This window comes from Mesorhizobium sp. M0047 (assembly GCF_040323315.1).
Classification (GTDB): Bacteria; Pseudomonadota; Alphaproteobacteria; order Rhizobiales; family Rhizobiaceae; genus Mesorhizobium.
Map to the genome: position 1 here is coordinate 1 of NZ_JAMYUW010000010.1, position 19,237 is coordinate 19,237.

A 19,237-nucleotide genomic window follows, 5' to 3' on the forward strand; every position below is an offset into this window, starting at 1 on the left:
GCAGGATGTGCTCGCGGGTCTGCGGCATCGGGCCGTCGGCGGCCGACACGACCAGGATCGCGCCGTCCATCTGCGCCGCACCGGTAATCATGTTCTTCACATAGTCGGCGTGGCCGGGGCAGTCGACGTGAGCGTAGTGGCGGTTGGCCGTCTCGTATTCGACGTGCGCCGTCGAGATCGTGATGCCGCGCGCCTTTTCTTCAGGGGCAGCGTCGATCTGGTCGTAGCGCTTGTACTCGCCAAAATACTTGGTGATCGCCGCCGTCAGCGACGTCTTGCCATGGTCGACGTGGCCAATCGTGCCGATGTTCACGTGAGGCTTGTTACGCTCGAATTTACCTTTTGCCATAGTCTCTTTCCTTGGACGGCCCGGATCTTCAGTTCGGTCGAAGACCTTCAGTTCAGTCGAATGCGGGGCGATTAGCGACAAAGGCCAGAAAACACAAGCGTCTTTTGGCCGGGTGCCGTCCCGCTCAGTCCGAACCATCGATCCGATTGCTGGATGTGGCCCGGATATAGGAAAGCTCAATACCAAATGAAACGGGTGACAAGCCGATCGACTGAAGCCGCGTTAGCGCTGCCGTGCTTGCGTAATCCCCTGTCTGATCCACGGCCGGGCCATGGACCATTGCTGAAGTCATCGAGGTCTGATCTCCTGACCGGATGCATTTCATCCCACCCTCAATCCGTGGCCCGTTGTTCATGATCGTTTCGACGGGATCGTATCTCGTCAACGACACGATGATGAAACTCGCCACGTCAGGCCTGCCGTCCTACGAAGTGCTGTTTCTGCGCGGTACCGCGGCGACACTCTGGGGCTTTCCGCTGTTGTTCGCACTGGGCTACGGCAAGCAGATTCCGTTGATCTTCGACGGCCGTGTGCTGCGCAGAAACCTGCTCGAGATGGCGGCGATCCTCTGCTATGTCGTCGCGCTCGCCAACATGCAGATCGCCGATTCCACCGCGCTCGGACAGATCACGCCGCTCTTGATGCTGGTCGGCTCCTCGATCCTGTTTGGCGAACGGATCGGCGGGCAGCGCATGGCGCTGATCGGGCTCGGCTTCATCGGCGCGCTGATGGTGGCGCAGCCGACCATGCAAGGCATTTCCGTCTACGCCCTGCTGGCGCTCGGCAACGCAGCCCTTGCGGCGGCGCGTGACCTTGCCGGCCGGCGGGTTTCGGCCGAGGTGCCGGGGATGATCGTGGCGATTTCCGCCGTCGTGGTGGTGCTGATCGGCGCCGGTGCCGCGCATCTGGTTTCCGAGCGCTGGGTGATGCCCGGGATGCACCACCTGCTGCTGATGGCCGGTGCCGGATTTTTCCTGATCTTCGGCCACTTCTTCATCTTCATGGCCTACCGCGTCGGACCGACCAGTGCCGTGGCGCCGTTCTACTATTGCTTCACCGTCTGGGCGGTAATTTCAGGCCTGCTGGTGTTCGGGCAATTCCCCAACGCGCTGGCGGTCTGCGGCATCCTGCTGGTTGTCGGCAGCGGGCTGACCATCGTGTCGCTGGATCAGCGCAAGCGCCGGCTGACTGTCGTCGCGTAGCCACGCTCGTCGAGCCAAACAGCACCCGCGCCTTGCGCGGCGTTCCGGTCTACCGATCTACCGATCGTAGGAATGAAAATCTGGAGCGGGTAGCGGGAATCGAACCCGCATATTCAGCTTGGAAGGCTGCTGCTCTACCACTGAGCTATACCCGCGCCTTTCCTGAAGTACCGGATTCACCCGAAAAGCGCCATGCACTTTTCGGTCCGATTCTTCTGCGTTTCAGGGCTTCCGGGCCGGCAGTGGTGGAGAGGGTTGGATTCGAACCAACGTAGGCTAAGCCAACGGATTTACAGTCCGTCCCCTTTAACCACTCGGGCACCTCTCCAATCTGCCGCCGGAGCCATGCAACGAGGCATTCGCGCCAATCCGGACCCGAGATCTGTCTTCTCCGAAACCAGCGCAGCGCCTTATGGCGGCAAGCCCATTGGGTGTCAACCGCGCAACCAGGGTTTTTCGTTTCTGTTCGCCGGCTGCGGCGACGGGCCATATCCTTGGCCGGAGGACACGGCTATAGAAGCCAGCCATGAGCGATAAAACCAACACCCCGAAAGACACCCACTACGCCAAGCTGCGCCGCGCCTATCGCGACGAGAAAAGCGGCGGCGCACCGACGTTCAGGCCGCGGCAGCCGGTTCCGCCGGGCGAAAATGCCGCGGACGGCCTGGTGCGGCTCTATGGCCTGCACACGGTGCGGGCGGCGCTCGACAACCCGCGCCGCAAGATCAGGAAGATGCTGGTGACGCGCAATGCGGCCGAGCGCCTCGAAATCGCCGATCTCGCCGCCCTGCCCTTCAAGACGGAACTGGTCGAACCCAGGGACATCGACAAGGTCACCGGCTCGGACGCCGTGCACCAGGGCGTGGTGATCGAGGCCGAGCCGCTGAAACCGAAGCGGCTTGATGCACTTGGCGATGCCAAGCTGGTGCTGGTGCTCGACCAGATCACCGATCCGCACAATGTCGGCGCCATCATGCGCTCGGCAGTTGCCTTCGGCGCCGGCGCGCTGATCACCACGGCTCGCCACAGCCCGCAGGAATCCGGCGTGCTGGCAAAATCCGCCTCCGGCGCGCTGGAGCATATCGACCAGATCGAGGTGAAGAACCTCGCCGACGCGATCGGCCAACTGCACGAGGCCGGCTTTCAGACCATCGGCCTTGACTCGGACGGCCCGGCGGAACTCGAAACCAGCTTTGCCGGTGACAAGATAGCGCTGGTGCTGGGTGCGGAGGGCAAGGGCCTGCGCCAGAAGACGCGCGAGACGGTGACGACGCTGGCGCGGCTCGACATGCCCGGCGCCATCCATTCGCTCAACGTATCGAATGCCGCGGCGATCAGCCTTTACGTGGCGCGGACATTCTTGAAGCGCGGCTGAGCCAGAACAGCAGAAACATCTCGAAACGAAGAAACGGGTTTTCGCGACAGACGCCGGAACCCGCTCTTCGACGGGAAAGAGTTGGCGGCTTGGGAACGTTACGCCGCCCCTCGCCTGACCTATGCCGCTTTGCCCTTGGTTTCGGCTGCTCCGCTGCCGACCTCGAAATTCGCCATCCGCTCCAGCGCCCTGACCAGGGCCGAATGATCTTCCCTGGCGCCGCCATTGGCCGCGCAGGAGTTGAACAGCTGCTGCGTGGTCGAGGTGTTGGGCAGCGACACGCCGAGCGCCTTGGCACCCTCCAGCGCCAGGTTCAAATCCTTCTGGTGCAGTTCGATGCGGAAGCCTGGCGCGAAGGTGCGCTTGACCATGCGCTCGCCATGCACTTCCAGAATGCGCGAAGCCGCCAGCCCGCCCATCAGCGCCTGCCTGACCTTGGCCGGATCGGCGCCGGCTTTTGAAGCAAAAACAAGCGCTTCGGCGACGGCTTCAATGGTCAGCGCGACGACGATCTGGTTGGCGACCTTGGTGGTCTGACCAACGCCGTTGGGGCCGACCAAAGTGATGTTCTTGCCCATCTTCTCGAAGATTGGTTTGGCGCGCTCGAACGGCTTTTCCTCGCCACCAACCATGATGGTCAGCGACGCAGCCTTGGCCCCGACCTCGCCGCCCGAGACCGGCGCGTCGAGATAGTCGCAACCCAGCTCGTTGATCTTCCTGGCAAAAACCTTGGTCTCGATCGGCGAGATCGAGCTCATGTCGATCACCAGCTTGCCCTCCGTCAGGCCGGACGCGACGCCATTGTCGCCGAACAGCACGTCGGCCACCTGCGGGGTGTCCGGCACCATCAGGATGATAATGTCGGCATCCTTGGCCACGGCGGTATGACCAGAGACCGACTTCAGGCCCTTGGCGACGAGATCTGCAGGCGGCTTGGAGCGATGGTCGCTGGCGATCACCTCGTAGCCGGCGTCCAGCAGATGCCCAGCCATCGGCGCGCCCATGATGCCGAGGCCGATGAAACCGATGACTTCCATTGTGGTTCTCCAAATGACTGTGTGAAACGCCCCCTCATCCGGCCCTTCGGGCCACCTTCTCCCCGAGGGGAGAAGAGGTCGCCAACGGCGGTGCCTGTCTCTTCTCCCCACCGGGGAGAAGGTGGCCGCGCAGCGGCCGGATGAGGGGGCCTCTAGTGCTTACGCCGCCGCACTGCCCTGCCCGGCCAATTCCTTGAACCAGCCCAAGCCAGCTTCCGTGCCGGCCTTCGGCTTGTATTCCGCCCCGATCCAGCCGGAATAGCCGATGCGGTCGATGTGCTCATAGAGGAAGGGATAGTTGATCTCGCCCGTCCCCGGCTCGTGACGGCCGGGATTGTCCGCAAGCTGGATATGCGCGATGCGGCTGAGATTAGCCTCGATTGTACGGGCGAGATCCCCCTCCATGATCTGCATGTGATAGATGTCGTATTGCAGGAACAGGTTCTTCGACCCGATACGATCGATCAGCGCCAGCGCCTGTTCGGAGTGTGTGAGGAAGAAACCCGGAATGTCGCGCGTGTTGATCGGCTCGATCAGCAGCCTGATGCCGGCCTGTTCCAGCTTCTCCGCCGCGAAGGCGAGATTTTCGGCAAAGACATCCTCCAGCACCTTGCGGTCGGCGCCCGCCGGCGCGATGCCTGCCAGGCAGTTGACCTGCTGGCAGCCAAGCGCTTGCGCATAGGCGACCGCCTTGGCGATGCCCTGGCGGAATTCCGGCACGCGGTCCGGCAATGCGGCAATGCCGCGCTCGCCCTTGCCCCAGTCGCCCGCCGGCAGGTTGAACAGCACCTGGGTCAGGCCGTTCTTCTTCAGCCGGGCAGCGACGATTTCGGGCGCATGGTCATACGGGCCGATATATTCGACGCCCTTGAAGCCGGCGCGGGCGGCCGCGTCGAAACGGTCGAGGAAGTCATGCTCGCCAAAGAGCATCGACAGATTGGCTGAAAATCGTGGCATTCTTCTTGTCCTTCTTTTCAATCCAACATCACGATCGCCGTCGGCGCATCTTCCTGATGCTCGGCAAGGTCCTCGAATTCGGTGATCTTGTCGATCTCGGTGCCCATGGAGACGTTCGTGACGCGTTCGAGGATGAATTCGAGCACGACCGGAACCTGGTGTTCTTTCATCAGCCGCTGCGCCTCCTTGAAGGCGGCGGCGAATTCCTCGGGCTTGCGCACCCTGACCGCCTTGCAGCCCATCGCCTCTGCAACCGCAACGTGGTCGACGCCATAGCCGGCTTCCGGATCACCTGATCGGTTGATGTTCTCGAAGGCGAGACTGACCTCGAAATCCATCGAAAAACCGCGCTGCGCCTGGCGGATCAAGCCAAGATAGGCGTTGTTCACGACGACATGGAGATAGGGCAATCTGTGCTGCGCGCCGACCGCCAGTTCCTCGATCATGAACTGGAAATCATAGTCGCCCGACAGCGCGACGATGGTGCGGTCGGGATCGGCGGCGCGAACGCCAAGGGCTGCCGGCAAGGTCCAGCCGAGCGGGCCGGCCTGGCCGCAATTGATCCAGTTGCGCGGCTTGTAGACATGCAGGAATTGCGCGCCGGCGATCTGCGACAGGCCGATAGTGGTGACATAGGTGACGTCGCGGCCAAACGCCTTGTTCATCTCCTCGTAGACGCGCTGCGGCTTCAGCGGCACCTGGTCGAAATGCGTCTTGCGCTTCAACGTCTTCTTGCGAGCCTGGCACTCCTTCGCCCAGCCGGACCAGTCGCGCAATTTTCCTGCCGTCTTCCACTCGGTGGCAACGTCGAGCAGCATCTTCAGAGCCGCACCCGCATCCGACACGACGCCGAGGTCCGGCGCGAAGACACGGCCGATCTGGGTGGGCTCGATGTCGATATGGATGAATTTTTTGCCCTTGGTGTAGACATCGACCGAGCCGGTGTGCCGATTGGCCCAGCGGTTGCCGATGCCGAAGACGAAGTCGGCCTCCAGCATCGTCGCATTGCCATAACGGTGCGAGGTCTGCAGGCCGCACATGCCGGCCATCAGCCGGTGGTCGTCCGGGATCGCGCCCCAGCCCATCAGCGTCGGGATGACCGGAACGCCCGAGATTTCGGCGAATTCGATGAGCAGATCCGACGCATCGGCGTTGATGATCCCACCGCCGGCGACGATCAGCGGCTTCTCGGCCGCGTTGAGCATCGTCAGCGCCTTTTCGGCCTGCGCCCGCGTCATGGCCGGTTTGAACGGCGTCAACGGCTCATAGGCATCGATATCGAACTCGATCTCGGCAAGCTGCACATCGACCGGCAGGTCGATCAGCACTGGGCCGGGCCGCGAGGAACGCATCAGATGAAACGCCTTCTGCAGCACCATAGGCACCAGATAGGGCTCCATGACGGTGACCGCCCATTTCGCGACCGGTGCGGCGATGGCTGATATGTCGACGGCCTGGAAATCCTCCTTGTTCAGGCGCGCGCGTGGCGCCTGACCGGTGATGCACAGGATCGGAATGGAATCCGCGGCGGCCGAATAGAGCCCGGTAATCATGTCGGTGCCGGCCGGACCCGAGGTGCCAATGCACAGGCCGATATTGCCAGCCTTGGCGCGGGTATAGCCCTCCGCCATGTGCGAGGCGGCCTCGACGTGACGGGCAAGCACATGGCGGATGGTGCCCCTCGCCTTCATCGCCGAATAGAACGGATTGATCGCCGCGCCCGGCACGCCGAAAGCGCAGGAAATACCTTCCTTTTCGAGAACGAGAACCGCGGCATCGACAGCGCGCATCCTGGCCATTTCCAGCCCTCCACAGGGTTTGTCATTGTTGGATTGGCCAAGGATGCCAGCAAGTCAGCCATTTTTCAATTTTTTCAGAATATTTTTTCATTTCTAGAAAACTGCGACTATATCTTGATTTTATTGGATTTTCTGTTTTCCAGAAACGCATCCATCCGACCGAGTGAAAAAGTTTTTCATTGCCTGTTTGGCGAAATCGGCGAGAATGGCGACATGGAAACAACAGAAAAACGCCAGCGCGGCCGCCCGCGCGCTTTCAACGGCCCATCGGAGGCTTCGGTGCAGTCGCTCGATCGGGCGTTGCGTATCCTGGCCATCGTCGCGGAGGGCAGCGGCCTGTCGTTGAGCGAGATATCGGCGCAGAGCGGCTTGGCCGCGTCGACCGCCTACCGCATGCTGACGACGCTGCAAAACCACGGCATGGTCGAATTCGATACCAGCGATCAGTTGTGGTCGATCGGCGTCGAGACCTATCGAATGGGCGCGGCCTTCCTGCGCCGCCGCAAGCTGGTCGACCGCGCCCGTGTCGTCATGCAGGAGCTGATGGAGAGAACCGGCGAGACCGCCAATCTCGGCGTCGCCGAGGATGATTGCGTGATCTTCGTCAGCCAGGTCGAGACCCATCAGGCGATCCGCGCCTTCTTCCGGCCGGGCACACGCAGCCCTTTCCATGCGTCGGGCATCGGCAAGGCGGTGCTGGCGCATCTCGAGCCGGAGCGCGTCGGAACTATCCTGCGCAAGGCAGGGCTGCAGCGCTTCACCGACAAGACGCTGTCCGACATCTCCGCCCTCGCCCACGATCTGGCACGAATCAAGCTGCGCGGCTGGTCGGTCGACGACGAGGAGCGGCACCCCGGCATGCGCTGCGTGGCGGCCGCCATCTTCAACGAATTCGGCGAGCCGATCGGCGGCGTTTCGGTCTCCGGGCCGACCGTGCGGGTGACGCCGGAGCGGCTGGCCGAAATCGGCCCGCTGGTGCGCGATGCCGCGGCCGAGGTGACCAGGATGATCGGCGGCGTCAGCTCGGCCTGAGATCATACGAACAGCGAAAAGAGAGGCGGTGGGGCGCCCCTCTTTTCAGCTGATTGGAACGCCACCTCCTCTCAGAGCCGGCAGTAGTGACGATAGCCGTCGTGGCCGATATAGGTGTCGGAGTCGACGTCGTAGCTTGCGTAACGATCGTAGCAGCGGCGGACATGCCATGAGCCGCCGTCTTCGTCGACATAGACGGTCCGGGGCTGCTGGGAGAGCAGGCTGCCCAGTACAAAACCGCCAACGCCTGCGGCGATGCCGATACCGATGTCGCGGTTGTGATGGTTGTGGGCCGCCGAGGGCTGTACGGTGCCGAGCAGAGAGCTGGCGGCGACGGCGGTGGCGATGACGCCGGAAACGAGTGTGCGCGTGAACATGATGATCTCCTTGCTTCGTTGACCGAGGCGATCCATCCGCCTCTTGATCATCTGTCGTCGCGGCAAGGAAAAAGGTTCGAATCTTTTTTCGATTTTTCTGGAACGGCTTGGTTCGCTTGGGCCGAGGTCGTGCTGGCGGCCAGTTCGGCCCGCAGAGATCGGCGAGGACGTTGACGATGGCCAATGTCCTCTTTGCTAGGGAGATCGGTAGCTTCGCCGGCGGTGCCTACTTCGTGGCTACTCTCTCACCCCATGCCCGTGACGTGGCGAAGCCAGAAGGCGAGCGCGATGAAGCCGATGATGGTGGTCACGCCGGCCCAGTCGACATTGGCCTTCTTCACATCGTTGATGATCTTCACCAGCAGCATCCAGGCTACGAAGATGATCGGGAGAATGATGACAAATCTGATCATGCCACACCCCTGCTCGAAGCGATTGCAACGTTTCCATATGTAGGAAACAATCCGGCGGTTTTCAGGATGCCCTCCCCGACAGCCCATACGACATGCCTGATAAAACGGAGTTTTGTCTTTACTGGCGCAACAAATATGCTAACCGGAGCGCCGTGCCCTTGTAGCTCAGCTGGTAGAGCAGCGGTTTTGTAAACCGAAGGTCGGCGGTTCGATTCCGTCCGGGGGCACCATCCCTGTTATTCCCTTTCGCCGAAGCCTCTACGCTCCTTCTTCTGCCTATCCCTGAAATCGTTGTCATTTTCGGCGTACACGGCATCCCACACGAGCCTCGACGACGTTCGGGAACAGTTCGGTCGGTTTACCGCTAACCGCAATTCGATCGGTATGCTTTGCTCACTGCTCAAGCGCTTCGATATTCGCGAGGACGCGCTGGAGCAGCGACACGAGTGTGTCGACCTCCTCCGGCGACAGACCTTTCATGATATCGGCATTGCCCTGCCGCAGTATCGCGCGGCCAGCCGGCAATCGCGCAAGCGCTTCGTCCGTCAGCGATATCAGGCTCGAGCGCCCGTCGCGCGGATCGGGCTCACGCTTGACGATGCCATCGCGCTCCATCCGGGCGAGCATCTGAGCCATGGTCGGCTGCTCCACCTTCGCCCAACGCGCGAGTTCCGTCTGTGACAGTCGTTCTCCATCCTTGAGTGCCACCAGTACGGGCAACTGCGCCGTGGCGAAGCCGAGGTCGCGCAGCCGCGCGTCGCCGATACGGCTCAGTTCGCGTGCGATACGGCTGAAGTAATGGCCAGGATGGCGAAGCGGCTCCCAATCATCATCGGTATTGGGCATTGCATAGGCTCCTATGTTCATTTACATAGGCTCCTATGTACATGGAGGTTGATGATATGGCAATGGATCGGATCGCGATCATCGGCGGCGGCCCCGGCGGGCTGTTGCTGGCGAGACTGCTGCAATTGGGCGGTCTCTCCCCCGTCGTGTTCGAGCGGGATGCGCATGCCGGGGAGCGGCCGCAAGGCGGATCGCTCGACCTGCATGACGAAACTGGCCAACGCGCGATGCGGCTGGCGGGCCTAGAAGCCGAGTTCACCACTGCGGCCCGCCCCGAGGATCAGGGGGACCGGCTTTACGACGTTGACGGCACCCTGCTGTTCGACCGCAACGGGCCCGCTGACGATCGGCCCGAAATCGATCGGACGATCCTGCGTCAGATCCTTCTGGATGCGCTCACGCCCGGCACGGTGCGCTGGGGACATCGCGTCCTCGAAATCACGCCTGCCGACGATGGCCATGCGCTGATCGGCGATAGGTGGTGCGAGCGCTTCGATGTGGTGGTCGGCGCAGATGGCGCATGGTCGCGCGTTCGACCGCTGCTCAGCCATGCCGTGCCAGCCTATGAAGGCGTGACATTGGTCGAACTGGGCTTCGACGTGGAACGGCATCCCGCCATCGACGCACTGACAGGCAGTGGCAAGATGTTTGCGGTCGGCAACAATCGCGTCCTGATCACCCAGCGAAACGGGCTCGGCCATATTCGCGGATATGCCGGCCTGCGCCTGGACGAGGCGACCGCGCGGAACTGGCAGGCGGTGTCGCCCGAAAGGGTGCGCGCAGAGTTGCGTGAGCCCTTCGCCGAATGGGCTCCCGCGTTGAAGGAAATCATCGAGACCGGGGATTTCATCGCGGTCCGTCCACTCTATGCGCTGCCTGTCGGGCATCGCTGGACCAGTCGTTCGGGGCTGACTCTCCTGGGCGATGCGGCGCACCTGATGTCTCCCTTCTCGGGTGAAGGGGTGAATCTCGCGCTCGCCGATGCGGTTGATCTCGCCGAGGCATTGACCTCGGGCCACGGCTGGCAGGCCGTCAACGGATATGAAGAGGCAATGGCGGGACGGGCTGCCATCGCGGCGGTAGGGGCTGCTCAGGGCCTGAGCGGCGCCTTCTCGTCCGAGGGAGCTAGTCCGGTTCTGCAACATTACTTGTCACGGGTGAATGAACATTGACAGCCGACAAGGTGGTTGGACCCCGGTGGCACCCAGTTCACTGGCGGTAACTTAGTTACTGGCAGTCACAAGAGGCACCGATAACTTTGCAGCTTGATGAGCTTTCGTGCCCTTCTTCACCGGGCACGCGAGGTCGACTTTATGGATGTCGCGCTGTCCTACGTCGCCTTGTTCTATCTCGGCTGGATCGCGAGCGCCGGTCCAACATAAACGATGCAGCTAGCTTAGTAGGTCCGCCATTTCAAACCCCAATCGCCGCCACCAATATCCGGTTCTGCCTCCGTATCGCCGCGCGCAGTTCCGGTATCTTCGCCGCGTCGCGCCTCGCAAACTCAATGAACATCATGTTCATGTTGTTGAAGACCAGTTCGCCGAGCGCTGTCCCGTCGATGCCGCACCAGACCGAGCGCCTGCAGCCGGGCGATGAGCGCGCGGATCTGCTTGGTGAGCGCGCGGTCGAGCGCGGCGTAGGCTTGGCCGAACGGGCCCGGTTCCATCGAGCTCTGCGAAAACAGGACGGGTATCCTGTTATTAGGCGACATCATCTCTGTCGGCCCGCTGATCGATCGACTTCTATCACTCGGACATCCCCGACTTCATGGCGACGCTCACGCGCCTGCGCGACCTTGGTGTCCGTCCGCCCCGATATCTTTATGAGGCGCTCGCAATTTGGGCAGACGCGTTCGCCCTCGTGAACGTATTCCTCACCCTCACTGACTTATAGACATAAGCGGTCCAGATGCCGGTCCCTACAAACGACGCTATGGCTGCCAGCAACGCATCACCTGCGAGCACCTTGTTCACCGGATCGCCCAGAACTGACGCGATCCAGATGGTGTCGAGGATGAATACGACCGGAATTGCCAGCCACTGGAGCAGAAACAATTGCGGAAAGCGGTGGCTTCGCCGCAGCATCGAAACGAGCACAACCAACTGAAGTGCCAGAAATGCCAGATTGAGAGCAACCTCGCCATACACCGCCAGGGGCCCATTCGAGAGAGTCATGAGTTGCTGGTAGCCGTCGGCCGAATTGGCGAAGTCGGCGAGTGTGCGCAGCGGTGACAATGCCTGGCCGATCGCCAGCAGCATCAGCCAGCCGCCGATGCCTACAAGAGCCGCAGGATTCTGTGACGGCTTCGTGGCTGATCGAACAGCAAAGAAAACAGGCACGCCGATCAACAGCAGCATGATCGCCCAATGCCAGATGGAAAACGCCCCCATTTACCCCTCCCCTATTTATGCCCCTATAAGTTGTACAAGATTTCAAATTCAACTCAAGAGTCGAGCCTCGTCTGAAACCAAGTCTTATGCCGAGCGGCGATTTCTCCTGTCTGCTCCTGACTCCTCACACCCCGATCGCCGCTACCAGTAGCCGGTTCTGCCTGCGTATCGCGGCGCGTACCTCCGGGGTCCTCGCCTCGTCGCGCTTCGCGATGAACATGGTGTCATGTTGCTGAAATCAGTTCGCCGAGCGCTGCCCTCGTCGATATCACTGCCGTATAAGGCCAAGCGCCTACGGCCAGGCGACCAGGGGCAAATCCGCGCGGTGAGCGAGCGATCGGGGCCCGGTACAGGCCTGGCCGAACGGGCTGTCGGGCAGTTGTGTCGAGATCGCCATCGCCTGCCGCCACATCTCCTGGGCCAGATAGTGCAGCGAGGTGCTTGATAGGATGTCGATCACCTTCCGATTTTTTGACACATTTTGTGATTTGCACGATACCGCTAACGGGGCTCTGGTAGGCGCAGGCCTTTCCGGCTTCAGGCACTTGGCGGAATGGGCGGGGCGGGGTGAAAGGTGGCCAACCATGGCCCAGGCAAGCACCATTGTCTTAAGCGGCGACTATGGCTACACCCAGTATAAGGCATCCGGCCTGCCCGCCGACACCACCATCGATGCCACCGACGCCTCGTGGATCGTCGCCAATCAGGGAAGCCCCACCAACCTCTATCCCTTCGCGGTCGTCAACCCCGGCGCCAACCTCCTGGCATTTGGCGGCACGATCAACGGCACGGTCTCCCAAACCGGCGACTGGGAGGACATTTACGTCAACTCCGCCGCAGTCCGTATAAATTCAGCCCACAACTTTGTCATCGACGATTGGACGGTTACCCAGCCCTGGGATGGCATCCGTGTCGGCGGCACGGGCACCTTCGTCATCGAAGATAGCTATGTCGGCTACTCCCGCGACGACGCGGTCGAGGACGATGACGTCATCGGCGGCACGATCAAGGATTCCCTGTTCGACCACGTGTTTTCCGGAGTGAGCCTTGGCGACGGTGATGTGGATGGGTCTGACAACACGGTCATCATGGATGGCATGCTTCTGGGCATGGGAGAGTACCTTCGCAAAGGCGAGATGACCCACGGTTCGCCGTTTAAACTCGACAAGGGGACAGGCTCTAACGATATCGTGCCCAGCCTGCACTTTATCGATTGTGTGGTGGCGATCACCGACGTGAACCACAACGGCATGGAGCGGCTGCAGCGGGCCTGGGACAAGACGGTCGAGTCGCACGGCAACTACTATCTCAACCTCTCTGACACGCCGCTGCCGTCCAGTTATCCAATGCCGCCCGACGGTTGGACGGTCCTTCAAGGCCAGGCGGCGCGCGATTACTGGGCCAACGCCAAGGCGGTCTGGCATGCAGCCCATGACGGGACTGACCAGCCACCGTCACCGCCGACCCCGCCTACCGACCCGACCACGGGAACTACCGGGGACGACACTTTTTTCGGCACTGCCGCGGCCGATACCTATGATGCTTTGGCTGGCAACGACATACTGTGGGGCCGGGGTGGCAACGACGTGCTCAACGGTGGCGCCGGCAAGGACACCTTCGTGTTTGACACGGCCTTTGGCCCGGACAATGTCGCTACGCTCCCCGACTTCCACGCAGCGGACGACGCGCTCTATCTCGACAACGCCGTCTTCACCAGCCTCGGCCCCGGTTCCTTGTCCAGCCCGACGCAGGTGAACTCGTCCTATTTCGAGTTGCGCCAACACGCCACCAGCCATAACGATTACCTGCTCTACAACCAGACCACGGGCATTCTGTACTATGACCCCGATGGCTCGAAATCGGCCGCTCAGGTGGAAATCGCCCACCTACAGGCCGGGGCGGTCCTGACCTTCCACGACGTGTACGTCATTTGATCGCCGAGGCGATCGCACATGGCACTACGAAGCGCGGGCGTGAGGTCCGACGAACTACGCCGGATTCTGTGAAGGGTTATTGGCGGATCCGACTGCAAAGATCCCTCCCCTAGAGATGCCGCTATGGGTTGCACTTCAGGTTCGACTCAAGAGGGCTGGGCACCGTCGCCTTCCAACGATCGATGCCGCCGCCTGTTCCTGGCAATTACACCCCAATCGCCGCCACCAGTATCCGGTTCTGCCGGCGTATCGCCGCGCGTAGCTCCGGTATCTTCGCCTTGTCGCGTTTAACGAACTCGATGAACATCATGTTCATGTTGTTGAAGATCAATTCGCCGAGCGCCGCCCCGTCGATGTCCTGCCGCACAAGGCCGAGCGCCTGCAGCCGGGCGATCAGCGCGCGGATCTGTTCGGTCAGCGCGCGGTCAAGCGCGGTGTAGGCCTGGCCGAACGGGCTGTCGGGCAGTTGCGTCGAGATCGCCATCGCCTGCCGCCACATCTCCTTGCTGAGATAGTGCAGCGAGTGCTCGATATAGATGCCGACCAGCGTGTCCAGCGCATCGCCGACATTGGCCGGCGGCCTGGCGACGACGCCCTGCCCGGCATTGAGCACCTCGTTGACTTCCAGCGAGACGATGGCGCCGAGGATGTCACCCTTGTTCTGATAGTAATTGTAGATGGTGCCGATCGAGACTTCGGCCTGGGCAGCGATGGCCTCGATCTTGGCACCCTCATAACCGGCGTCGCGGAAAAGCTCCGCAGCCGCCTCGATGATGCGGCGGTGCCGATCCGCCTTTTGCCTTGCCCGCAATCCGCTCATCTTAGCCTCTTGCCATAAAAACAGAATTGACTCAATTTTAGAATTGGTTCAATTTTTTGCAAGAAGCCAAAAAGGCAAGGGAGAACACTCGATGTCCGCTAAACCTGCATCCAGGAATCCGCTTTCCACTCTGAAGAGCCATCTGCATGCGGCGTGCGCCGCCACGGCACTGCTGCTCGGGGCCAGCAGTCTCGCCCAGGCCGCCGACCTCAACGCGCTGATCTGGTGCGATCATGCCGATCCGGCGTTGCTGCAACCCTTTGAAGAGGCCAATGACGTCAAGGTCAACGTCAAGGAATTCGAGGGCACCGGCGCTGGGCTCGCCATCGTCGAGCAGTCGCAGCCCGGCGACTGGGACGTGATGGTGATCGACAGCATCGACGTGCCGCGCGGCGTCGAGAAAGGCCTGTTCGAGCCGCTGCCGGAAGACAGACTGCCGCTGGCCGACCTGTTCCCGCAGGTGAAGATGGACGGTTCCACCGTGGTCGGCGGCAAGCGCTACGGCATCACCGAAAAGTTCGGCTACAACACGATCGGCTACAACAAGACCAAGGTCGATCCGGCCGACATGCAGTCGATGGCGGCGCTGACCGGCGACAAGTACAAGGGCAAGGTCGCCATCTACGACTACTATCTGCCGGTCATCGGCATGGCCGCGCTGGCCATCGGCAAGAAGACGGCCGAGCTGACCGAAGCCGACCTGCCCGCCCTCAAGGATGAGCTTCTCAAGATGAAGGCGAACGCCAAGCTGGTCGGCGAAGTGACCGCCAGCCAGACGGCGCTGGCGACCGGCGAGGTCGACATACTTGTTGGTGGCGGCGAATGGGTGACGGCGGGGCTGGCCAAGGAAAACCCGGCGCTGGACTTCTCCATTCCCAAGGAAGGTGCGGTTCTGTGGTCGCAGTCGCTGGCCATGTTCAAGGACTCCAAAAACAAGGACATGGCGCTGAAATTCATCCAGTACATCATGGGCCCGGAAGGCCAGGCGCGGCTTGCCACCTCGTCCTGCTACTGGGGCATGCCGGCGAACACCAAGGCGACGCTGACCGACGAGCAGAAAAAGATCCTGCGTTTCGACGAGCAGCCGGGCTTCCTCGCCCGCGCCCAGTCCTATCCGGCGCCGAACGCCGATCTCGACAAGAAGATGCAGGATATGTGGACCGAAATACTGCAGGCAAAATGAGCGATTGCGGCTGATGAAGTCAATTGGAAGCAACGGGCGTGCCTTGCCCTGGGCGCTGGTGACGCCGGCGCTCAGCTGGACGCTTTTGTTCTTCGTGCTGCCCTTCATCGCCATGGGGCTGTCCAGCCTGACGGCGCATGAGGGCGGCGGCTTCACGGCGTCCAACTACAGCCAGTTCTTCACCAACCCCTCCTACTGGCAAGCGATGGTGAACTCGCTTGAGGTGACGGCGATCGTCACCGTCGTCTCCGTGCTGCTCGCCTACCCGTTTGCCTGGATCCTGGCGGAACAGGTGCCGGAACGCTGGCAACGGCTGGCGCTGATGCTGGCCGTGCTGCCGTTCTGGACCTCCTATGTCGTGCGCTCCTATTCCTGGCTTCTGGTGCTGGCGCAGAACGGCGTGGTCAACCGGGCGCTGACCGGCACCGGCCTGTTCAGCGAGCCGCTGCAACTCGCCAACACGCGCTTCGCCACCGTCACCGGCTTCGTGCATTTCTTCGTCATGCTTTTGACGCTGACGATCTTCGCCAACCTCAAGCAGCTCAGCCCGAGCTACCGCAAGGCCGCCGCCGATCTCGGCGCCGGGCCGGTGCGCACCTTCCTGCATGTCGTCCTGCCGCTGACCTTGCCCGGCATCATGGTTGGCGCCTTCCTCACTTTCGTGCTGTGCATCGGCGACTACATCACACCGCAGATCCTGGGCGGCAACAACGAACTCCTGATGCCGCAGCTGGTGATGATGCAGATCGGCCGGCGCGGCGACTTTCCGCTGGCCTCGGCGCTGTCGATCATCCTGATGGCGGTGGTCACCTTTGCCTATCTCGGCTGCGCGCGCTGGCTTAAGATCGAGCGGGCCTGAGATGGGCAGGATCGTCCGCATCGCCTCGTGGCTCTACGCCGTCCTGATCTACGGCTTCATCTTCCTGCCGGTGGTCGTGCTCGTGCTGTTTTCGTTGCAGGCCACGTCGTTTCCGATCCCGCCCTTCACCGGCCCGTCGTTGCGCTGGTACGATGCGGTTCTCTCGGACCCGCGGCTGACCTCGGCGCTGGCCAATTCGCTGCTGGTGGCGTCCATCTCGTCGCTCGCCGCCGTCACGCTCGGCTTCCTCTCGGCCTGGGGCTTTGCCCGCTTCGTCCTGCCCGGATCTGGCCTGCTGCGCGGGCTGATCACGCTGCCACTGACGGTCAGCTATCTCATCATCGGCATGGGGCTTCTGGTGCTGTTCAACTGGGCTGGCGTGCCGAAATCGCTGCTTGCGGCAGGGATCGGCCATGTCGTGATCAACCTGCCGCTGTGCTTTGCCATCATCTACAGCCAGATGGGCGACCACCAGATCAACATCGAACGCGCCGCGCGCGATCTCGGCGCGCCGGAATGGAAAGTGCTGCTGTTGATCACCGTGCCGGTCATGGCGCCGGCAATCTTCGCCGGCTTCTTCCTGTCGATGACCTTCTCGTGGGACGAGTTCGTCATCTCTTTCCTTTTGACCCGTTTCGACACGACCTTGCCGGTGGAAATCTGGAACCTGCTGCGCTCCGGCCTCAACCCGAAAACCAATGCCGTCGGCTCGCTGGTCTTCGCCGTCTCGATCGTGCTGGTCGTGCTGTTCGAACTGACATTGCTGCGCAGGAGAAGAGCATGACTGCACCCCTGGTCGACATAAGTTCCGTATCGCATCGCTTTGGCCAGCAAATCGTGCTGAAGAATGTCTCGCTCAAGATCGAGCCGGGCAGCTACACGATCCTGCTCGGACCCTCAGGCTCCGGCAAGACGACGCTGCTGTCCATTCTGGGCGGCTTCGTCACGCCCAGCGAAGGCAAAGTGTTCATCCGCGGCGAGGACTGCACCTCGGTGCCGCCGGCCAAGCGCCCGACGACGACGGTGTTCCAGGACTACGCGCTGTTCCCGCATATGAGCGTCGGCGGCAATGTCGGTTTTGGGCTGCGCATGCAGGGCGTCGACGGCGCGACCCGGGCTGCAAAGGCACGCGAGGCGCTGGCGCTGGTTGGGCTGGCCTCCGCTTTCGACAAGAAGCCGCATCAGCTCTCCGGCGGCCAGCGGCAGCGCGTGGCGCTGGCGCGTGCGCTGGTGATCGAACCGGCGGTGCTTTTGCTCGACGAGCCACTCGGCGCGCTTGACCTCAAATTGCGCCGGCAAATGCAGGACGAGTTGAAGGCGATCCAGAAGCGCGTCGGCACTGCCTTCATCCACGTCACCCACGACCAGGAAGAGGCCATGGCGCTGGCCGACCATTGCGTGGTGATGAATGACGGGCGCATCGAGGACGAAGGCCCGCCCGAGCGCGTCTATGCGCGGCCGGCGACGCGCTTCTCCGCGACCTTCATGGGCGAAAGCACGATCCTCGCCGGCACGGTTGCGGAGGCCAAGGACAGGACCAGCACGGTCGCGACGCCGGTCGGGCGGATTTCACTGCCCTGCACGTTGCCGGTCGGCTCGGCCGTCGGGCTCGCCATACGGCCGGAGCATCTCGTCTTCGGCGTGGGCAGCGGCGGTGTCAGGCTGGGTACGGCCGAGGTGAGCGACATCGTCTTCCAGGGCAGCTTCAAGCGCGTGCTCGCCGTTTCCGTCGAAGATCCGTCGCTACACTTCATCGCCAGGCTGCCGCCTACCGCCACCGTCCAGCCCGGCGACACGGTCGCGATTTCGTGCGATATCGGCGCGATCATCCTTTTGACGGATTGAACATGGGCACGCTTCGGCTCATCGACGCGCCAGACTGGTACGAGACCATCCGCATGGCCGACGGTGTCACGCTGGTCCACGAGCCGTGGATCAAGCCATTCTTCCGCTGCAACATGTGGCATGTGCGGGGCCGCGACCGCGATCTCCTGTTCGACACTGGCCTCGGCCATTTCAGCCTCAGGCGTCATGTGCCGCTGGTGAGCGAGCGACAACTGACCTGCGTCGCCAGCCACACGCATTTCGACCATATCGGCTGCCACCATGAATTTCCCGACCGCTGCGTGCACGCGGCCGAGGCTCAAATCCTCGCCGATCCGCGCAACGAATGGACCGCCGCCAGCACCTACGCGACGGACGAGATGTTCGAGGGCATGCCGCAAGGTTGGGACACGGCACGCTACGGCATTCTACCCGCACCCGCCGGTCGTCTGCTCGCGCATGGCGATGTCATCGATCTCGGCGACCGCGCTTTCGAGGTGATCCATACGCCTGGCCACTCGCCCGGCGGCATCGCGCTTTACGAAAACAGGACGGGCATCCTGTTATCCGGAGACATCATCTATGACGGCCCGCTGATCGACGATGTCTACCACTCCGTGGTCGATGACTATATCGCAACCTTGCTGCGCCTGCGCGACCTCGACGTCTCGGTCGTGCATGGCGGCCATTTCCCGAGCTTCGGAAAGGTGCGCTATCGCCAGCTTGTCGACGAGTACTTGGCACAGAAGCGGCAAGCCGGCTGCCATCTGCGGCAGCGTTCATAGCTGAGCATCCGTTGGCGCAACAGCTGGAATGTCCGCTCAATATCCGGCACCC

Annotated in this window: 20 protein-coding genes, 3 tRNA genes and 1 pseudogene; 11 read left to right on the forward strand and 13 right to left on the reverse strand. The window is 62.1% G+C overall.

Annotated elements, in window-relative coordinates:
• The coding region (locus NKJ89_RS11570) for a GTP-binding protein (protein ID WP_352602456.1) at window positions 1-349 on the reverse strand (349 nt) is incomplete at its 3' end.
• Window positions 350-663: 314 nt separating this feature from the next.
• Between NKJ89_RS11570 and NKJ89_RS11575 the strand changes: the two genes are divergently transcribed.
• Window positions 664-1,551 (forward strand): DMT family transporter, encoded by an 888-nt coding sequence (locus tag NKJ89_RS11575; RefSeq protein WP_352602458.1) that lies wholly within the window; start codon window positions 664-666, stop codon window positions 1,549-1,551.
• 81 nt (window positions 1,552-1,632) lie between these two features.
• Here NKJ89_RS11575 and NKJ89_RS11580 read toward each other — a convergent pair.
• Both NKJ89_RS11580 and NKJ89_RS11585 read right to left on the reverse strand, forming a co-directional pair.
• Window positions 1,633-1,706 (reverse strand) — tRNA-Gly (locus NKJ89_RS11580).
• An 88-nt stretch (window positions 1,707-1,794) separates the two neighbouring features.
• A tRNA-Tyr gene (locus NKJ89_RS11585) sits at window positions 1,795-1,879 on the reverse strand.
• Between the two features lie 198 nt (window positions 1,880-2,077).
• On the opposite strand from NKJ89_RS11585, the gene rlmB reads away from it, so the two are divergent.
• Window positions 2,078-2,926, forward strand: a complete 849-nt coding sequence (gene rlmB / locus NKJ89_RS11590; protein WP_352602460.1) for a 23S rRNA (guanosine(2251)-2'-O)-methyltransferase RlmB — start codon at window positions 2,078-2,080, stop codon at window positions 2,924-2,926.
• A gap of 119 nt (window positions 2,927-3,045) precedes the next feature.
• Here rlmB and NKJ89_RS11595 read toward each other — a convergent pair whose 3' ends face one another.
• The 3 genes from NKJ89_RS11595 to gcl all read right to left on the reverse strand — a co-directional run bounded on the left by NKJ89_RS11595 (window position 3,046) and on the right by gcl (window position 6,719).
• Window positions 3,046-3,963: a 2-hydroxy-3-oxopropionate reductase gene (locus NKJ89_RS11595; RefSeq protein WP_352602461.1), complete on the reverse strand. Its 918-nt coding sequence runs from the start codon at window positions 3,961-3,963 to the stop codon at window positions 3,046-3,048.
• Between the two features lie 159 nt (window positions 3,964-4,122).
• Window positions 4,123-4,920, reverse strand: coding sequence for a 2-oxo-tetronate isomerase (otnI, locus tag NKJ89_RS11600; protein WP_352602463.1), 798 nt, complete (start codon window positions 4,918-4,920; stop codon window positions 4,123-4,125).
• 17 nt (window positions 4,921-4,937) lie between these two features.
• A complete protein-coding gene (gene gcl, locus NKJ89_RS11605; protein WP_352602465.1) occupies window positions 4,938-6,719 on the reverse strand; it encodes a glyoxylate carboligase in 1,782 nt (593 codons plus the stop codon).
• A 213-nt stretch (window positions 6,720-6,932) separates the two neighbouring features.
• Between gcl and bhcR the strand changes: the two genes are divergently transcribed.
• Window positions 6,933-7,751 carry an HTH-type transcriptional regulator BhcR gene (gene bhcR, locus NKJ89_RS11610; protein WP_352602467.1) on the forward strand — a complete coding sequence of 273 codons (819 nt, stop codon included), beginning with the start codon at window positions 6,933-6,935 and terminating at the stop codon, window positions 7,749-7,751.
• A gap of 71 nt (window positions 7,752-7,822) precedes the next feature.
• On the opposite strand, the gene NKJ89_RS11615 is transcribed toward bhcR, so the two are convergent.
• Complete coding sequence (locus NKJ89_RS11615) at window positions 7,823-8,128, reverse strand: BA14K family protein (RefSeq protein WP_352602469.1); 306 nt, start codon at window positions 8,126-8,128, stop codon at window positions 7,823-7,825.
• A gap of 245 nt (window positions 8,129-8,373) precedes the next feature.
• Window positions 8,374-8,541, reverse strand: coding sequence for a hypothetical protein (locus tag NKJ89_RS11620; RefSeq protein WP_352602471.1), 168 nt, complete (start codon window positions 8,539-8,541; stop codon window positions 8,374-8,376).
• 154 nt (window positions 8,542-8,695) lie between these two features.
• On the opposite strand from NKJ89_RS11620, the gene NKJ89_RS11625 reads away from it, so the two are divergent.
• A tRNA-Thr gene (locus NKJ89_RS11625) sits at window positions 8,696-8,771 on the forward strand.
• Between the two features lie 163 nt (window positions 8,772-8,934).
• Here NKJ89_RS11625 and NKJ89_RS11630 read toward each other — a convergent pair.
• Window positions 8,935-9,387, reverse strand: a complete 453-nt coding sequence (locus NKJ89_RS11630; RefSeq protein WP_023759357.1) for a MarR family winged helix-turn-helix transcriptional regulator — start codon at window positions 9,385-9,387, stop codon at window positions 8,935-8,937.
• A 62-nt stretch (window positions 9,388-9,449) separates the two neighbouring features.
• On the opposite strand from NKJ89_RS11630, the gene NKJ89_RS11635 reads away from it, so the two are divergent.
• Window positions 9,450-10,559, forward strand: coding sequence for an FAD-dependent oxidoreductase (locus NKJ89_RS11635; RefSeq protein WP_352602473.1), 1,110 nt, complete (start codon window positions 9,450-9,452; stop codon window positions 10,557-10,559).
• A gap of 332 nt (window positions 10,560-10,891) precedes the next feature.
• Here NKJ89_RS11635 and NKJ89_RS11640 read toward each other — a convergent pair whose 3' ends face one another.
• The 3 genes and pseudogenes from NKJ89_RS11640 to NKJ89_RS35750 form a co-directional block, all read right to left on the reverse strand.
• Window positions 10,892-11,056 (reverse strand): hypothetical protein, encoded by a 165-nt coding sequence (locus NKJ89_RS11640; RefSeq protein ID WP_023759360.1) that lies wholly within the window; start codon window positions 11,054-11,056, stop codon window positions 10,892-10,894.
• 154 nt (window positions 11,057-11,210) lie between these two features.
• The gene (locus NKJ89_RS11645) at window positions 11,211-11,780 is read right to left on the reverse strand and encodes a DUF2569 family protein (protein WP_352602475.1); all 570 of its coding nucleotides are present in this window, start codon (window positions 11,778-11,780) and stop codon (window positions 11,211-11,213) included.
• Between the two features lie 124 nt (window positions 11,781-11,904).
• Window positions 11,905-12,222: pseudogene (locus NKJ89_RS35750) on the reverse strand (TetR/AcrR family transcriptional regulator); the annotation flags it as partial.
• A gap of 142 nt (window positions 12,223-12,364) precedes the next feature.
• Here NKJ89_RS35750 and NKJ89_RS11650 point away from each other — a divergent pair.
• Window positions 12,365-13,714, forward strand: a complete 1,350-nt coding sequence (locus tag NKJ89_RS11650; protein ID WP_352602477.1) for a calcium-binding protein — start codon at window positions 12,365-12,367, stop codon at window positions 13,712-13,714.
• Between the two features lie 205 nt (window positions 13,715-13,919).
• On the opposite strand, the gene NKJ89_RS11655 is transcribed toward NKJ89_RS11650, so the two are convergent.
• Window positions 13,920-14,534, reverse strand: coding sequence for a TetR/AcrR family transcriptional regulator (locus NKJ89_RS11655; protein ID WP_023759364.1), 615 nt, complete (start codon window positions 14,532-14,534; stop codon window positions 13,920-13,922).
• 91 nt (window positions 14,535-14,625) lie between these two features.
• Here NKJ89_RS11655 and NKJ89_RS11660 point away from each other — a divergent pair, with 91 nt between their 5' ends.
• Genes NKJ89_RS11660 through NKJ89_RS11680 form a run of 5 tightly spaced genes read left to right on the forward strand, consistent with a single transcriptional unit; the run spans window position 14,626 to window position 19,185 of the window.
• Window positions 14,626-15,717, forward strand: coding sequence for a polyamine ABC transporter substrate-binding protein (locus tag NKJ89_RS11660; protein WP_352602479.1), 1,092 nt, complete (start codon window positions 14,626-14,628; stop codon window positions 15,715-15,717).
• 13 nt (window positions 15,718-15,730) lie between these two features.
• Window positions 15,731-16,576: an ABC transporter permease gene (locus NKJ89_RS11665; RefSeq protein ID WP_352602481.1), complete on the forward strand. Its 846-nt coding sequence runs from the start codon at window positions 15,731-15,733 to the stop codon at window positions 16,574-16,576.
• Between the two features lies 1 nt (window position 16,577).
• Entirely contained in the window at window positions 16,578-17,360 is a 783-nt protein-coding gene (locus NKJ89_RS11670; RefSeq protein ID WP_352602483.1) for an ABC transporter permease, read from the forward strand.
• The gene (locus NKJ89_RS11675) at window positions 17,357-18,421 is read left to right on the forward strand and encodes an ABC transporter ATP-binding protein (protein ID WP_352602484.1); all 1,065 of its coding nucleotides are present in this window, start codon (window positions 17,357-17,359) and stop codon (window positions 18,419-18,421) included. The genes NKJ89_RS11670 and NKJ89_RS11675 overlap by 4 nt, the downstream gene beginning before the upstream one ends.
• Window positions 18,422-18,423: 2 nt before the next feature.
• On the forward strand, window positions 18,424-19,185 hold the full coding sequence (locus tag NKJ89_RS11680) for an MBL fold metallo-hydrolase (protein ID WP_352602486.1): 762 nt from the start codon (window positions 18,424-18,426) through the stop codon (window positions 19,183-19,185).
• The last annotated feature ends 52 nt before the right edge of the window (window positions 19,186-19,237 follow it).

Coding starts and splice junctions, on each gene's coding strand:
- NKJ89_RS11575 (WP_352602458.1), top strand. CDS start 664: ATGCATTTCATCCCACCCTCAATCCGTGGCCCGTTGTTCATGATCGTT.
- rlmB (WP_352602460.1), top strand. CDS start 2,078: ATGAGCGATAAAACCAACACCCCGAAAGACACCCACTACGCCAAGCTG.
- NKJ89_RS11595 (WP_352602461.1), bottom strand. CDS start 3,963: ATGGAAGTCATCGGTTTCATCGGCCTCGGCATCATGGGCGCGCCGATG.
- otnI (WP_352602463.1), bottom strand. CDS start 4,920: ATGCCACGATTTTCAGCCAATCTGTCGATGCTCTTTGGCGAGCATGAC.
- gcl (WP_352602465.1), bottom strand. CDS start 6,719: ATGGCCAGGATGCGCGCTGTCGATGCCGCGGTTCTCGTTCTCGAAAAG.
- bhcR (WP_352602467.1), top strand. CDS start 6,933: ATGGAAACAACAGAAAAACGCCAGCGCGGCCGCCCGCGCGCTTTCAAC.
- NKJ89_RS11615 (WP_352602469.1), bottom strand. CDS start 8,128: ATGTTCACGCGCACACTCGTTTCCGGCGTCATCGCCACCGCCGTCGCC.
- NKJ89_RS11620 (WP_352602471.1), bottom strand. CDS start 8,541: ATGATCAGATTTGTCATCATTCTCCCGATCATCTTCGTAGCCTGGATG.
- NKJ89_RS11630 (WP_023759357.1), bottom strand. CDS start 9,387: ATGCCCAATACCGATGATGATTGGGAGCCGCTTCGCCATCCTGGCCAT.
- NKJ89_RS11635 (WP_352602473.1), top strand. CDS start 9,450: ATGGATCGGATCGCGATCATCGGCGGCGGCCCCGGCGGGCTGTTGCTG.
- NKJ89_RS11640 (WP_023759360.1), bottom strand. CDS start 11,056: ATGGAACCGGGCCCGTTCGGCCAAGCCTACGCCGCGCTCGACCGCGCG.
- NKJ89_RS11645 (WP_352602475.1), bottom strand. CDS start 11,780: ATGGGGGCGTTTTCCATCTGGCATTGGGCGATCATGCTGCTGTTGATC.
- NKJ89_RS11650 (WP_352602477.1), top strand. CDS start 12,365: ATGGCCCAGGCAAGCACCATTGTCTTAAGCGGCGACTATGGCTACACC.
- NKJ89_RS11655 (WP_023759364.1), bottom strand. CDS start 14,534: ATGAGCGGATTGCGGGCAAGGCAAAAGGCGGATCGGCACCGCCGCATC.
- NKJ89_RS11660 (WP_352602479.1), top strand. CDS start 14,626: ATGTCCGCTAAACCTGCATCCAGGAATCCGCTTTCCACTCTGAAGAGC.
- NKJ89_RS11665 (WP_352602481.1), top strand. CDS start 15,731: ATGAAGTCAATTGGAAGCAACGGGCGTGCCTTGCCCTGGGCGCTGGTG.
- NKJ89_RS11670 (WP_352602483.1), top strand. CDS start 16,578: ATGGGCAGGATCGTCCGCATCGCCTCGTGGCTCTACGCCGTCCTGATC.
- NKJ89_RS11675 (WP_352602484.1), top strand. CDS start 17,357: ATGACTGCACCCCTGGTCGACATAAGTTCCGTATCGCATCGCTTTGGC.
- NKJ89_RS11680 (WP_352602486.1), top strand. CDS start 18,424: ATGGGCACGCTTCGGCTCATCGACGCGCCAGACTGGTACGAGACCATC.